The organism is Chitinophaga parva, assembly GCF_003071345.1.
Lineage (GTDB): Bacteria > Bacteroidota > Bacteroidia > Chitinophagales > Chitinophagaceae > Chitinophaga > Chitinophaga parva.
In genome coordinates this window covers 983,323-997,015 of record NZ_QCYK01000003.1, presented here as the reverse complement: position 1 = coordinate 997,015, position 13,693 = coordinate 983,323, and the positions used below count along the sequence as shown (strand labels likewise).

General features: G+C 51.9%; 12 protein-coding genes. 9 read left to right on the top strand and 3 right to left on the bottom strand.

Translation table 11 applies throughout. The features are described 5' to 3' along the window. Positions 1-118: 118 nt before the first annotated feature. The 8 genes from DCC81_RS23220 (at position 119) to DCC81_RS23185 (ending at position 8,211) form a co-directional block, all read left to right on the top strand. Positions 119-1,090 carry a polyprenyl synthetase family protein gene (locus DCC81_RS23220; RefSeq protein WP_108689047.1) on the top strand — a complete coding sequence of 324 codons (972 nt, stop codon included), beginning with the start codon at positions 119-121 and terminating at the stop codon, positions 1,088-1,090. A 66-nt stretch (positions 1,091-1,156) separates the two neighbouring features. Then, positions 1,157-2,812: an amino acid permease gene (locus DCC81_RS23215; protein ID WP_108689046.1), complete on the top strand. Its 1,656-nt coding sequence runs from the start codon at positions 1,157-1,159 to the stop codon at positions 2,810-2,812. Positions 2,813-3,076: 264 nt separating this feature from the next. Further along, positions 3,077-3,523 carry a DoxX family protein gene (locus tag DCC81_RS23210; protein WP_108689045.1) on the top strand — a complete coding sequence of 149 codons (447 nt, stop codon included), beginning with the start codon at positions 3,077-3,079 and terminating at the stop codon, positions 3,521-3,523. 146 nt (positions 3,524-3,669) lie between these two features. Next, a complete protein-coding gene (locus tag DCC81_RS23205) occupies positions 3,670-4,575 on the top strand; it encodes a Nif3-like dinuclear metal center hexameric protein (protein WP_108689044.1) in 906 nt (301 codons plus the stop codon). A 66-nt stretch (positions 4,576-4,641) separates the two neighbouring features. After that, positions 4,642-5,658, top strand: a complete 1,017-nt coding sequence (locus DCC81_RS23200; protein WP_108689043.1) for a Smr/MutS family protein — start codon at positions 4,642-4,644, stop codon at positions 5,656-5,658. Between the two features lie 81 nt (positions 5,659-5,739). Further along, positions 5,740-6,510, top strand: coding sequence for a M90 family metallopeptidase (locus tag DCC81_RS23195; protein ID WP_108689042.1), 771 nt, complete (start codon positions 5,740-5,742; stop codon positions 6,508-6,510). Between the two features lie 157 nt (positions 6,511-6,667). Next, positions 6,668-6,976, top strand: coding sequence for a YtxH domain-containing protein (locus DCC81_RS23190; protein WP_108689041.1), 309 nt, complete (start codon positions 6,668-6,670; stop codon positions 6,974-6,976). Positions 6,977-7,191: 215 nt separating this feature from the next. Beyond that, a complete protein-coding gene (locus tag DCC81_RS23185; protein WP_108689040.1) occupies positions 7,192-8,211 on the top strand; it encodes an outer membrane beta-barrel protein in 1,020 nt (339 codons plus the stop codon). A gap of 190 nt (positions 8,212-8,401) precedes the next feature. Here DCC81_RS23185 and DCC81_RS23180 read toward each other — a convergent pair whose 3' ends face one another. Continuing rightward, positions 8,402-8,605, bottom strand: a complete 204-nt coding sequence (locus DCC81_RS23180) for a cold-shock protein (protein ID WP_108689039.1) — start codon at positions 8,603-8,605, stop codon at positions 8,402-8,404. Between the two features lie 353 nt (positions 8,606-8,958). Between DCC81_RS23180 and DCC81_RS23175 the strand changes: the two genes are divergently transcribed. Continuing rightward, positions 8,959-11,154: a bifunctional alpha,alpha-trehalose-phosphate synthase (UDP-forming)/trehalose-phosphatase gene (locus DCC81_RS23175; RefSeq protein WP_108689038.1), complete on the top strand. Its 2,196-nt coding sequence runs from the start codon at positions 8,959-8,961 to the stop codon at positions 11,152-11,154. 59 nt (positions 11,155-11,213) lie between these two features. Here DCC81_RS23175 and DCC81_RS23170 read toward each other — a convergent pair whose 3' ends face one another. Both DCC81_RS23170 and DCC81_RS23165 read right to left on the bottom strand, forming a co-directional pair. Beyond that, complete coding sequence (locus DCC81_RS23170; protein ID WP_108689037.1) at positions 11,214-12,998, bottom strand: glycoside hydrolase family 15 protein; 1,785 nt, start codon at positions 12,996-12,998, stop codon at positions 11,214-11,216. Between the two features lie 85 nt (positions 12,999-13,083). Further along, the gene (locus DCC81_RS23165) at positions 13,084-13,629 is read right to left on the bottom strand and encodes a hypothetical protein (RefSeq protein WP_108689036.1); all 546 of its coding nucleotides are present in this window, start codon (positions 13,627-13,629) and stop codon (positions 13,084-13,086) included. Between the last annotated feature and the right edge of the window lie 64 nt (positions 13,630-13,693).

Sequence of the window (13,693 nt, the reverse complement as noted above, 5' to 3'; positions counted from 1 at the left end):
TAAAGCCCGGAGAAAAGCTCCGGGCTTTTTTTGTCGTTACCTACTGCCCAAGACTTAAGACCTAAGACTTAAGACCTAGGACAATTTTCACTATTTTGCACCTGGTTAAATTCACTCCATGCACTCGTTCCAAGACTTAATCGCACTATTCGAAAAGCAGTTCAGCCAATGGCATTTCCCCGGTACGCCCGCATCATTGTATGAGCCCGCCGGCTATATCCTGGGCATAGGCGGCAAGCGCATACGCCCGGTACTGACCCTCATGGGCAATGAACTCTTCGACGAGCTGCACCCCGACGCTTTCCAGGTAGGCAATGCAGTAGAGCTGTTCCATAACTTTACCCTCATTCACGACGATATCATGGACAAGGCTCCCCTGCGCCGGGGCATGCCCACTGTACATACCAAGTACAACGACAGCACCGCCCTGCTGGCCGGGGATGTAATGCTGATCTACGTATACCAGTTCCTCAACAAGGTGCAGCCGCGCTACCAGCAAAGGCTCACCGCCGTGTTCAACAAGGCGGCCATTGAAGTATGCGAAGGCCAGCAACTGGATATGGACTTTGAAAAAATGGATCCGGGCCAGGTACAGTATGCCGACTATGTGCATATGATAGGCCTCAAAACCTCCGTGTTGCTGGCTGCCAGCCTGCAGCTTGGCGCCATCATTGGCGGGGGCAGCGAGGGGAACCAGGCGCATTTATACGAGTTTGGAAAGAATGTGGGCATTGCCTTCCAGATCCAGGATGACTACCTGGATGCCTTTGGCGACCCGGAAAAGTTTGGAAAGCAGGTAGGAGGGGATATCCTGGTGAACAAGAAAACTTTCCTGCTGCTCAAAGCCCTGGAATTCTGCAACCCCGCCCAGCGCGAAGAGTTGCGCCGCCTGCTGGACTATACCGGCGATGACAAGGTGGGCCGCACCCTGCAGGTCTTCCGCGACTGCAAAGTAGATGCATGGGCAGAAAAGGAGAAGGAACGTTATACCCAGCTGGCATTTGACCACCTGGAGGCCATCGCCGTGGTGTCTGGCCGTAAACACCCGCTCACCGAAGTAGCAGATTTCCTGCTGCACCGCCAACATTAAGCAGCTTTACTTATCTTACAACTACAACAAAACAAACCTAGCTTCCTTCATTAACCAATTCCATTTATGTCCAATTCCCTCTTTCGCAAGAAGTCCCTTACCACCATTTTAAAAGATGCCCAGGATGGACTGAACGACGGCCATGGAGGAATGAATAAAGTGTTAACGGTGAAAGACCTCACCGCCATGGGCATTGCCGCCGTGATCGGTGCAGGGATCTTCAGTACCATTGGCCAGGCCTCCTTTGACGGCGGTCCCGGTGTTACTGTACTGTTCATCATCACGGCCATTACCTGCGGTTTCTGCGCACTTTGTTATGCCGAATTTGCTTCCCGCATTCCTGTATCCGGAAGTGCTTATACCTATTCTTATGTAGCCTTCGGCGAACTGGCCGCCTGGGTAATAGGATGGGCCCTGATCCTGGAATATGCCATTGGCAACATTGCCGTAGCCATTTCGTGGAGCGGTTATTTTGCCAACCTGCTGGAAGGCCTGCACCTTCACCTGCCCGCATGGACAGTGAGCAACTACGACAGTGCCACCCCGGAAATACTGGCCAATGCGCCACACATCTTTGGCCTGCCCGTGATCCTGAACCTGCCGGCGTTCTTCATCGTGGTGATCGTCACCTACCTGGCTTATGTGGGCATTTCAGAAAGTAAGAAAACGGCCAACTACATGGTGGCCCTCAAGATAGCGGTGATCCTGCTGGTGATCATTGCCGGTGCGTTCTATGTGAACACGGCAAACTGGCATCCTTTCATGCCCAATGGATTTGGCGGCGTGCTGAAAGGCGTATCGGCGGTATTCTTTGCCTACATTGGTTTTGACGCGGTGAGCACCACCGCCGAAGAATGCGCCAATCCCCAGCGCGACCTACCCAAAGGCATGATGTACTCCCTGGTGATCTGCACCGTGTTGTACATTGCCATTGCGCTGGTGCTTACCGGCATGGTATCCTATTCCCAACTGAAAGTGACCGACCCGCTGGCGTTTGTATTCACCGCCGTTAAATTGGACTGGGTAAGCTACATTATCTCCGTAAGCGCCGTGGTGGCCACGACCAGCGTACTGCTGGTATTCCAGATAGGGCAGCCCCGCATCTGGATGAGCATGAGCCGTGACGGCCTGTTGCCCAAAGCATTTTCCCGGATCCATAAAAGATTTCGTACTCCTTCATTTGCCACGATCATTACCGGCATTATTGTAGGTATCCCGGCGTTGTTCCTCAACCTCACCATCGTTACAGACCTTACCAGCATCGGTACCTTGTTTGCCTTTATCCTGGTATGCGGCGGCGTATTGCTACTGCCCAGGGAAGAAAAAGGCGCCTCAGGCGGCAGCTTCCGCATTCCTTACATCAGCAGCCGTTTCATTATCCCGGTATTGCTGCTGGTGGCAGGTATTACCTTCCGGCACCAGCTGGCAGAGCGGCTTACTTTTGCCAACGGTTGGGCTGATATAAGAGAAGCCATTCCCTTTATTATTTTCCTCATTGCCACGGCTATCCTGGCGGTGCAGTGCGTGATACATAAATTGTCGCTCATCCCCATCCTGGGCCTGCTGTGCTGCCTGTACCTGATGACTGAGATCGGCGCCCGCAACTGGGAAGTATTTGGTGTATGGCTGGTGATAGGCCTTACCATTTATTTTGGGTACAGCCGCAAAAACAGCAAGCTGGCCAAAGGTCCTGCGGTAGCCAAAGTTGACCATCTCGCATAAAAACATTGACTGCACAAAAAAGGTCCCTGCACATTGCGCGGGGGCCTTTGTTATTTTTGCCCTGCATTCCGCCAGTGTTAAGTCGCTTCCCCCTTTTTATAATTCCGCGTTCAAAGCACCCTCATCAATATCCCCGGTACCCTGTATGCCACACCCGTTACATTTTTTCCGCCCAAATCCCCGCCGTGGCACGATTTTCCCGGTATTTTTCGTAACTTATGTGTGCACCGCTCTTTGAACTTAGAAACCTTAAATTTTAACGCTATGAATTTACTCGATCGCATAGGCGGCTGGGGTGATAATCACCATCCCCGCTGGCTGGATATCATTCGTTTTGCATTAGGTATTTTCTTGTTTTGGAAAGGCGTTATGTTCATACAGAACCGGGACGATCTGATCACCCTGATCAACACACACCGTGATTGGGCTGCCCTGTCTGTTGGTATGGCTCATTTTATCATCTTTGCCCACTTGCTGGGCGGCTTATTCATCGCGCTGGGATTACTTACCCGGCTGGCTATTATCGTAAACCTTCCTATTCTGGTAGGCGCCCTGTTCTTTGCCAATTCTCCTACCGGCCTGTTTTCCGCGCACACCGTATTATGGCAAACGGTATTGTGCCTTTGTATGATGATCTTTTTCCTGGTGGAAGGCAGCGGCCCCTGGTCTATAGACGGCCACTGGCGGCGCCATCCCGAAGAAGTAGCTTAAACGTGGTTTAGATAACCCATCATAAACAACACAGCTCAAGCTGTGCGGGCGGCCGCGGTGCAGTGCCGCCATGTAACACAAACATTGCCTGACAGTCCTAATCACGAGTGTCAGGCAATTTTTTTATGCCAAATACAACCCTTCATATGCCACAATATGCTACCCGCCGTACCTTCCTTACCCAGGCCTCCGGGGCCGCAGCAGCACTGGCGTTCAGTGCAATGCCCTTTTCCCGTGTACTGGCCAGCCACAAGCCAGTGACCGTGCAGGACGTCATCAACCTGGTATTGAAAGCCGGCAACCTGCAGCCCATCCCCAACACGGTAGATACCTTAAAATCCGGCAGCCCGGACCAGGAGGTCACCGGTATTGTAACTACCATGTTTGCCACCATCTCCGTGATCAAAGAAGCCATAAAACTGGGCGCCAATTTTATTATTGCGCACGAGCCTACCTTCTTCAACCACGCCGATAAAAAAGACTGGACGCCCAATAACCAGGTGATAGCCGGGAAAGCCGCGCTGCTGGCCGAACACAAGATAGCTGTATGGTGCTGCCACGATTACATCCACGCCATGCAACCTGATACCATCTTCTACGGCTTCCTCAAAAAAACAGGCTGGCTGCCGCAGGTGCAGCTGGATCATGATCTTACAGCGCGCGTGTTCAACATTCCCGCTACCACGCTGGGTGGGCTGGTGAACCACCTGAAAAGCACACTGGGCATAGATCATTTCCGCGTCATCGGCGACCTGCAACAACCCGTTTCCAAAATAGGCCTGCGCCCTGGCGCGCCATCCAGTGAATCGCAGGTGCAACTGGTAGAGCAGGGACGTCCGGATGTGCTGATCATCGGCGAAACCCGGGAATGGGAAACCGCAGAATACATACGGGACGGGCGTTTGCTGGGCCATAACACGGCCCTCATCGTCCTGGGCCACATTGCCAGCGAACAACCGGGCATGGAATATTTTGCAGCATGGCTCCAGCCCAAAGTAGATCCCCTGGAAGTGCATTTTGTGGCAACAGCGCCGGTGTTTACCTGGGTGTGAGATAAGGGAGGCCCCAGGTCTCAAGGCCCAACGGTTTTCTTTCGCAAAACGCCGTATTTTTGCGGCATGAAATACGAAATAGGAGACCAGATCATCCTCCTCCATTCCAAAGAAGAGGGCAGGATCATCGATATCATCAACGACAAAATGGTCATGATCGAGATCGGGAAAGTGCAATTTCCAGTGTACCTCGACCAGATCGACTTCCCATATTTTCACCGCTTCACGCAAAAGAAACCGCAAACCTCCATCAAGCCAAACCTGACCCGGGGTGAGGAAATAAAGAAAGAAAAACTGGGAGGGCAGATCCGCATGGAAAAAGGCGTCATGCTTTCCATACTGCCTGTATATGCGGGCCGCGGCATGGAAGAAGAAGTGGAACTGCTGAAGTTTCACCTGCTGAATGAAAATGCCACTGCCTACAATTTCAATTTCCAGATCTACCTGAACCGCCACCTGCACCTGGAGATCCGCAACACGGTGCTGCCTTTCAGCAATTTTTACCTGGCAGACCTGCTGTTTGAAAATCTCAATGATGCGCCCCGCTTTGAATTTGTATTCTCCTTAAAAGATCCGGATCCCAAGCTGGCGCCCACTTTTGCGAAAACCTGGAAACTGAAGCCCAAACATCTCTTCCAGCAACTCAGTGACCTGCACATGCGCCAGGGTGCCACGCTTACCTTCCCTCTTTTTGAAAAATACCCGGAAAAGTCCGCCGATGCCGGCTTTGACGTGCCTTCCTACAATCCCAGTGCGGTAAACAGCATCACGCTGCAACAACAGCCCAAACAACAACCCAAACAGGAAGTGGACCTGCACATTGAAAAGCTGACAGACGACTGGAAAGGTCTCTCCAACCTGGAAATACTGGGCATCCAGCTCAATGAATTCCAGCACTACCTGGACCTGGCCATCCATCACCACCAGCCCACACTCATCGCCATCCACGGCGTAGGCAAAGGCAAGCTCCGTGACGAGATCCACGACATCCTCCGCCTCACCCGCGAGGTGAATTACTTTGTAAACCAGTACCATCCCAAATATGGCTACGGGGCCACGGAGATCTTTTTGAAATATAAATGATTGTCTTAGGTCCCAGGTCCCAACAAATCAACCTGAGACAAAAGACCTAAGACTTAAGACCTAAGACCTAGGACCAATTTTATGTACATCCTCACCATCTTTGTCGCCCTCGTCATTTTCAGCTATGCCCGTTATTTACGGAAGCGCTATCTGCGCCGCAAAAGCGCGGTGCCGGCGGCTTTGCAGGAAATGCTGCAGCAACACGTAAGATATTACCAGCAACTAACGGATGCAGAAAAGTTGCGCTTTGAGGCAGATTGTGCGGAGTTTTTGAAGCAGGTGAGGGTAGAAGGAGTGGGGGCTACCGTGGAACCGCTGGATAAGGTACTGGTGGCCGCCAGCGCCATTATCCCCATCTTCGGGTTCAGGGATTGGAAATACTTTAACCTCACCAACGTGATCCTCTACCCGGACACCTTTAATGAGCAATACCAGTTTGAAGGAGGGGAGCGCAATGTGCTGGGCATGGTGGGCAGCGGCGCCATGAACGGGCAGATGTTACTGTCCCAAAATGCCCTGCGGGCGGGCTTCCTGCAGCAGGGGAACCACAACACCGCCATCCATGAATTTGTACACCTCCTGGATAAATCAGATGGCTCTACAGACGGGGTGCCGGAAAACCTGCTGGAACATGCCTACAGCATTCCCTGGCTGCAGGTCATCCACCACGAGATCCAGCGTATAGAACAAGGGCATTCCGACATCAACCCATATGCCGCCACTAATCCGGCAGAGTTCCTGGCGGTGGCATCGGAATACTTCTTCCAGCAGCCTCATTTGCTGGAAAGCCATCACCCGGAATTGTACGCAATGCTGGTGCATATCTTTAAGCAGCAACCCGGCAAACAATAGCTTTTACCGGTAAAAAGTCCTCACGTTGAGGTGTGGAACCGGCAAATTCCACACTGCCAGCCGGGGCCAAACCGGCCTGATATTTGGACTTCTGGTCTTCATCCGGCAGCCCCGGGTCATTTGTGAACAGGATTCTTTAACCATAAAAAGCTATCTTATGTCTAAAGTACTTACAGGCGCCCTGATCGGCCTGGCGGCCGGTTTTGCAGCCGGACTGCTCGTTGCACCGGAATCTGGTGAAGACACCCGCGAAAAGATCAAAGACACCGCCCGCACCTGGCAGCGTAAAGCCCGCAATGTATGGGGCACCACCTCTGAAGACCTCAGCCACCTGAAAGATGTGTTCAGCCAGCAGATCAGTGGCCTTAGGGACGACGTGAGAGAACGCATTCTCACCATCCTCAATGAAAGCAACGACACGGCAGACGACATCCGCCGCAACGCCAGATCAGAAGCCATGTCCTAAATGCATAATAACATGCTACAAAGTAATTAGCCATTCTGCACACTGCTGTAGAATGGCTTTGCTTTTTACCCCATTTCCGCACTTTATATGATAACTATTCCTTAACATTGCAATTATACTCCTGAAACGAAAAAGAAAATTGTCTATTCCACGATCCGGCATTTAACAACAAATCAAAATCGCTCTGTAACCCGACAAAAACCAAAACAATTTTTATGAAAACGCTCCACGTTCTTATCGCTGGCGCAGCGCTTTTGCTCAGCACCGGCGCATGGGCCCAATCCACCAGCAGGGATAAAAAAGAGGAGACACCCCGCACCCACGGGCTCTACCTCAAAGTGGCCGCAGGCTACTATTTCAGCGTGTCACAGGGCCAGTTCCCCGATGTGGGGCCTTATCCTCCTCACGATACCCATGAAAGCATCAACACCAGCACCGGCGCCACCACCGTGATCTCCGACAAGGTGCTCACCGGCTCTTACGGCGCAGGGTTCAGGTCCGGTGTGAGCGTAGGCTGGAACTTCAATAAATACATAGGCATAGAAGGTACCTTTAACTACTATGCCAGTGCCAAAAACCTGATGACCAAACAGACGGTTACGGCAGAAGGCTCGCCCAGTACGGTGTTGGGCGCCGTGGAATCGCACGGGTATGTACATGCTGTGGATTTTGCGCCCAGCGTGGTGATGAGCCCCGGCTTTGCCAAAGTGAATCCCTACGTGCGTTTTGGCGTGGTGGTACCACTATGGGGCCGGCTCAACATAACAACGGAAGCATCGCAGACCAGCCGCCCCAGTGCCACGGCTATTGCACAAACCACCGTGTCACGCCATGAACAGATAAAGCCCAATGTGACAGTAGGTTTCCAGGGAGCGCTGGGCCTCAGCTTTGCCCTCAGTTCCCGGTTCGACCTCTTTGTAGAAGCAGAATACCGCAATGTGCCGGTACATGGCAAATCGAAGGAAGTAACGGCGTATGATGAAAACACGGTGATCATCAATGCCGTCACCGGTCAGCCCACGGGGCAGACCGTACACCGCGGACTGGGAGATCTCAGCACGGCGGAGCGTTATACGGATTATGTAACCACGCTGGATGCCAGCTCCAATACGCCCACCGGTACCAACGGGGCGCAGACGCTGTACAAGGATAACAACAAACCGTCTAACGATTTGAAATCCTACATCAATATTGGCGGGCTGGGAGCCAATGTGGGGTTGAAGTTTAAATTTTGATGGCATAAATTCCGCAACCTGCCATTGCGAATGCGCGGAACTTACAGATCCCAATTTCAACTGCAAATACAAAGGGGGCTGTTTCAAAACTTTGAGACAACCCTCTTTTGTTCCGGTAGCCTGCCATAGCCACAAAAAAAAATCCCGCCGGAACCGGCGGGACCTCAATGATGTATTTAAAAAAGCGAACTTAATCAATACGTCTAACATTCACGGCATTTTCACCTTTCTTGCCGTCTTTTACTTCGAATTCCACGCGGTCGTTCTGCTGGATCTGGTCGATCAGACCGGTTGCGTGTACGAAAGTTTCGCGGTTAGTAGCTTCGTGCTTGATGAAGCCAAAACCTTTTGCTTCGTTGAAGAACTTTACAGTTCCCTGAAATTTTTGTTCCATTTGAAAGAAATTATAATGGAAACAAAAATAAGGTACGAAGTTGAACAGAACAAATAAATTTATAAGTGTAACCGCCTTCCCGTCATTTTACTTTTAATATTCATAACCCACTCATTTACAGCCCGTTTATAGCTACTTCAACCTGCGTCCATTGCACCCCATATACACGCAGTTATTCCACACCGAGATAGTTTGCACAAAAATTGCGGCATCTATTACAGGTAAACATATGTGTGTAAACGCTGAAAAAAGTATTATACTGCGAAAATGGGCGTTATCGAACCATAGAGGGACACACTTAATCCGCCCATGTATCATCCCTTTTTTTATTTAATCGGAAACGGATTTATATCATGCGAAAAACCATTATTGTATCCAACAGACTGCCCGTGAAGATCACCCGTAAAAACGGGGAAATTGTATTGACCCCCAGTGAAGGTGGCCTGGCCACCGGCCTGGGTTCTGTGTATCGTGAAGGGAACAATGTATGGATTGGATGGCCCGGCCAGGAAGTGACCGACGTCATGGAACAGACCGAGCTCAAAACAGAGCTGGCAAAATTGAACCTGTTGCCTGTATATCTTACTGCTGAAGAGATCAACCAGTTTTACGAAGGATTCAGCAATGAGATCCTGTGGCCTATCTTCCATTACATGAGCACTTATGCCCGTTATGAGCAGTCCTACTGGGATTTCTACATACGGGTCAATGAGAAATTCAAGGAGGCCATACTGGCCGTGGCAGAGCCGGGAGATGTGATCTGGGTGCAGGACTACCAGTTACTGCTGCTGCCCGGCATGCTCCGTGCAGACCTGCCGGATGCTTCCATCGGCTTCTTCCAGCACATTCCATTCCCCTCTTACGAATTGTTCCGTCTCATACCCTGGCGTGTGGAACTGCTCAATGGCATACTGGGCGCGGATCTCATCGGCTTCCATACCTTTGATGATGCCCGCCATTTCATAGGCAGCTGCGTACGCCTGCTGGCCTATCATGCATCTGCCAATACCATTACCGTGAACGACCGCAGCGTAATGGTGGAAACTTTCCCCATGGGGATTGACAACCGCAAGTTTGAATCATTATCCTCCACTGCCGGTGTGCAAAACCAGGTGCAGGTGCTGGCCAAGCGCTTCCAGGACATCCGCATCATCTTATCCATAGACCGCCTGGATTATAGCAAAGGCATCCTGCAGCGCCTCCAGGGCTTTGACCTTTTCCTGCAAAACAATCCCTGGGCTATTGAAAAAGTAGGCCTGGCCATGATCATTGTCCCCTCCCGGGATACCGTGCCGCGCTACAAGGAACTGCGCGACCAGATAGACCAGCTGGTGGGTAACATCAATGCCCGCTACCGCACCATGGGATGGAGTCCTATCCATTATTTTTACCGCAGCTTTCCACTGGAAATACTGGCCGCCCTGTATAACCTGGCGGACATCTGCCTTGTAACGCCCATGCGCGACGGGATGAACCTCGTGGCGAAGGAGTACGTAGCCAGCCGCATTCACAACAACGGGGTGCTTATCCTCAGTGAAATGGCGGGCGCCTCCAAGGAACTGATAGACGCCATTGTGGTAAATCCCAACGATGCCAACGCCATTGCGGCCGCCATTGATGAGGCCCTGGAAATGTCGCTGCCGGAGCAGCAGCACCGTATGAAATCCATGCGCCAGATAGTGGCCAAGTTCAACGTGCACCACTGGGTAAAACTCTTTATGGCCACCCTGGATGATGTGAAGAAAACCCAGCAAAGCATGCTGGCCCGCCGCATCAATATGACCATGGCCCAGGAGATGGTGCGCGATTACGTGCACGCCTCCAAACGTGCCATCTTCCTGGATTACGATGGTACACTGGTGGATTTTAATATAAACCTGGAAGAGGCCAGCCCCGACCCGGAGCTGTACAAGATCCTGACCACACTGGCCAATGATCCCCAGAACCAACTGGTACTGGTGAGCGGCCGCAAGAAAGATAACCTGCAGCAGTGGTTTGGCCAGTTGCCCATAGACCTCATTGCAGAGCATGGGGCCTGGCAAAAAAGCCAGGAAGGGGAGTGGACGCAGCTCCCCGGCCTCACGGACCAGTGGAAAGGAGAGATCCTGCCCATCCTGGACACCTTCACAGACCGTACGCCCGGCGCCCTCATTGAAGAAAAAAGCTACTCACTGGTGTGGCATTACCGCAAAGTGGAAGAAGGCCTGGGCGAGTTGCGCGCTAACGAACTGGTAGACACCCTGCGCTATTACATTGCAGACAAGCCCCTGCAACTGCTCCCTGGCGATAAGGTCATTGAAATAAAAAATGTGGAGATCAATAAAGGCAAAGCTGCCCTGTCGTGGATGAAAGAAGCCTCCTTTGATTTCATCATGGGCATAGGCGATGACGTAACAGATGAAGACATCTTTAAGGCCTTACCCGCCACGGCCTACACCATCAAAGTAGGCAGTTACATCAGCGCTGCCCGCTTCTACCTCCGCAGTTTCCGCGAGGTAAGACAGTTGCTGAAAATGTTCCTGCAGGAGCAAAATGCGATGGCGAATTAGATTGCAAAAACCCTGGAGCCATGGCCCCAGGGTTTTTTGTTTATAAATATTTTTAACAATTACAGGAAGATCGGCACATCCAGCTTCATGGCGATGCGGTACGCGGCATTCATCAAACCCACGTGGCTGTATGCCTGCGGGAAATTGCCCCACTGGCTGCCATCTTCTTCATCCACGTCTTCGCTGAAGAGCAGCAGGTGGTTGGAGAATTTCAGCAGGTTACCGAACTCGCGCTGTGCGTCTTCCAGGCGGCCCACGCAGGCCAGGGCTTCCACGTACCAGAAAGCGCACACCAGGAAAGTGGTTTTGGGCTTGCCAAAATCATCGCTGTGCAGGTAGCGGTAAAAGAGGCCGTTGGGCGTTTTCAGTTCCTTCTCCAATGCTGCCAGGTGGTCCCGCGCACGTTCACTGTTGGGGTCCAGGTACTGCATGTTAATGAGCTGCAGGGTACTGGCATCCAGGGCTGTGCCGCCGGCTGCGTTGGTGTACACTTTGCGCAGCGGGTCGTAGCAGCTTTCTATATTAGCAGCAGCCCGCTCTTTCAGGCCACGGGCACGGTTTTCCAGGTTAATGTCACCGATGGTGCGGGCCATTTTCTCCGCGGCGGAGCAACCTGCCCACTGGAACAGGTTACTGTAACAGTGTACGTTGGCAAAGTTGCGGAACTCCCAGATACCGGCATCTTTTTCATCAATAGTGCGTTCTATTTTATCCAGCAGGTAAGCTACCCAGCGGGCGCTGTCCTTGCGCTCCGAGAAAATAAAACGGTGGTCTGTATACAAGGGCAGCATGGAAATAAGCACCTGCCCGTAAATATCATTTTGTATATGTTCGTAGGCCTGGTTGCCAATGCGTACCGGCTGGTTGCCCTGGTAGCCGGAGAGGTGGGGCAGGATGGTCTCCACCAGTTCCTTGGTACCGGTAATGCCGTACAGGGGCTGGTAGCGGAAGTCTTCCGAGAAGGAAATATCGGTGATGTAGTTGAAGTATTTCTCCATCTCTTCAAAATGCCCGATGTGATTCAGGGAAGTGATCACATAATACGTATCGCGCAACCAGCAGTAGCGGTAGTCCCAGTTGCGCCCACTACCCGGGAATTCCGGCAGGCTGGTGGTGCTGGCTGCTATGATGGCCCCGGTATCTTCAAACTGGTGGATCTTCAGGGCTAGGGCCGAACGGATCACATACGGCTGGAAATAGTTGGCAATGGAAGAATGTTTGATCCACGTGCGCCAGTATCGTTCCGTTTCGCGGAAAAAACGGTCCGCAGTGCTTACCAGCGCGGCTTCCAGGGGATTGCCATAAGTGAGCACCATGTACTTAACCTCATTCAGCACAAAGAACTGGTCTTCCATAATGTAGCTGATAGGAATATTGGTGGTGAGGCGCATGCGCTCCGTGCACCCGTCAAATTCAATGTGGCTGCTGCCACGGAATTTTTGCTGGGGCATGCTTCCATACTCGCACACGGGATTACAGCGCACCCGCACGCGGGCGGTTTGCTGCAGGGGCTCCACCTTGCGGATCATCATCAGGGGCTTAAAGTAGCGGTCATACTGGAAGAAGCGCGGGGCAAAGTCGGTTACCCGGTAGCTGTTGCCATCCTGTGCCGTGATCTCGGTAACGAGGATGTTGGTATTGTCCAGGTAATATTGATGGGAAGTAAATTCACCGTCCGGCAAAATAGAGAACTCACCGCCTTTCTGCGGGTCCAGCAGGCCGCCAAATACGAAGGAACTGTCCATCCGCGGCCAGCAGAGCCACTCTACGTTAGTGTTCATGCCTATGTGCGCAATGAAAGCGCAGTTGCCTATAATGCCGGTTTTATACGTATGTCTGGCCATGTGCGTGTATGAATGAAGTTAGTTCATCCTAGCAAATGACATTCCAAACATGGGTAAAAATTGATTAACAAGGCATTAGACTTTCCTAAAATTTCATGATCTCCCGTTGGCCGCTGTACAGCCGGAACGGATAGCGGTAGGAATACCAGACGTCGAACATGCGGTTGAGCGCCGGCAGGTGTTCTTCTACAAACAACACTTCAAAAGAACAGTGCGCCCCTTTGTGGTCAAACTCGATGAAGTTACGGATGCCCAGGCTGGGATGGGTTTCCGGGCCATCCTGCGTGTGTTGCTTCTTGTAGCCGGAAAAGCGGATCACCATGTTGTCAATGTCTGCCATATAATAGGCGTAAGACACATTGCCCACCTTGATAGTAAGGATATGTTCTCCCACCACCATTTCACCCAGCAGGCGGTATTCTTCCAGGGTGATCACCGGTACGGCGATGAACACGATCACGCCCACGGCAATGAGTAAGAAAAGCAGGAATCCATTTACCAGCGAAAAAGCGGTGCCTACGGCGCAGAGCAACACTGCCACCAGGAAGGCGCCCGCATAGGGACGGCGTATCTTGTGATAGAAAGCCGGGCGCTGCTTGTCTACAACGGAAAAGAAAATTCTATAGCTCATAGGGCATCGGCAATACGTAACCGAATATAAGAAAAAGCCGCAATTGTACCATTTTTACAACTTG

What these genes read in the sequence shown, in the direction of transcription:
- DCC81_RS23220 (WP_108689047.1), top strand. Translation starts at nt 119, where the DNA reads ATGCACTCGTTCCAAGACTTAATCGCACTATTCGAAAAGCAGTTCAGC.
- DCC81_RS23215 (WP_108689046.1), top strand. Translation starts at nt 1,157, where the DNA reads ATGTCCAATTCCCTCTTTCGCAAGAAGTCCCTTACCACCATTTTAAAA.
- DCC81_RS23210 (WP_108689045.1), top strand. Translation starts at nt 3,077, where the DNA reads ATGAATTTACTCGATCGCATAGGCGGCTGGGGTGATAATCACCATCCC.
- DCC81_RS23205 (WP_108689044.1), top strand. Translation starts at nt 3,670, where the DNA reads ATGCCACAATATGCTACCCGCCGTACCTTCCTTACCCAGGCCTCCGGG.
- DCC81_RS23200 (WP_108689043.1), top strand. Translation starts at nt 4,642, where the DNA reads ATGAAATACGAAATAGGAGACCAGATCATCCTCCTCCATTCCAAAGAA.
- DCC81_RS23195 (WP_108689042.1), top strand. Translation starts at nt 5,740, where the DNA reads ATGTACATCCTCACCATCTTTGTCGCCCTCGTCATTTTCAGCTATGCC.
- DCC81_RS23190 (WP_108689041.1), top strand. Translation starts at nt 6,668, where the DNA reads ATGTCTAAAGTACTTACAGGCGCCCTGATCGGCCTGGCGGCCGGTTTT.
- DCC81_RS23185 (WP_108689040.1), top strand. Translation starts at nt 7,192, where the DNA reads ATGAAAACGCTCCACGTTCTTATCGCTGGCGCAGCGCTTTTGCTCAGC.
- DCC81_RS23180 (WP_108689039.1), bottom strand. Translation starts at nt 8,605, where the DNA reads ATGGAACAAAAATTTCAGGGAACTGTAAAGTTCTTCAACGAAGCAAAA.
- DCC81_RS23175 (WP_108689038.1), top strand. Translation starts at nt 8,959, where the DNA reads ATGCGAAAAACCATTATTGTATCCAACAGACTGCCCGTGAAGATCACC.
- DCC81_RS23170 (WP_108689037.1), bottom strand. Translation starts at nt 12,998, where the DNA reads ATGGCCAGACATACGTATAAAACCGGCATTATAGGCAACTGCGCTTTC.
- DCC81_RS23165 (WP_108689036.1), bottom strand. Translation starts at nt 13,629, where the DNA reads ATGAGCTATAGAATTTTCTTTTCCGTTGTAGACAAGCAGCGCCCGGCT.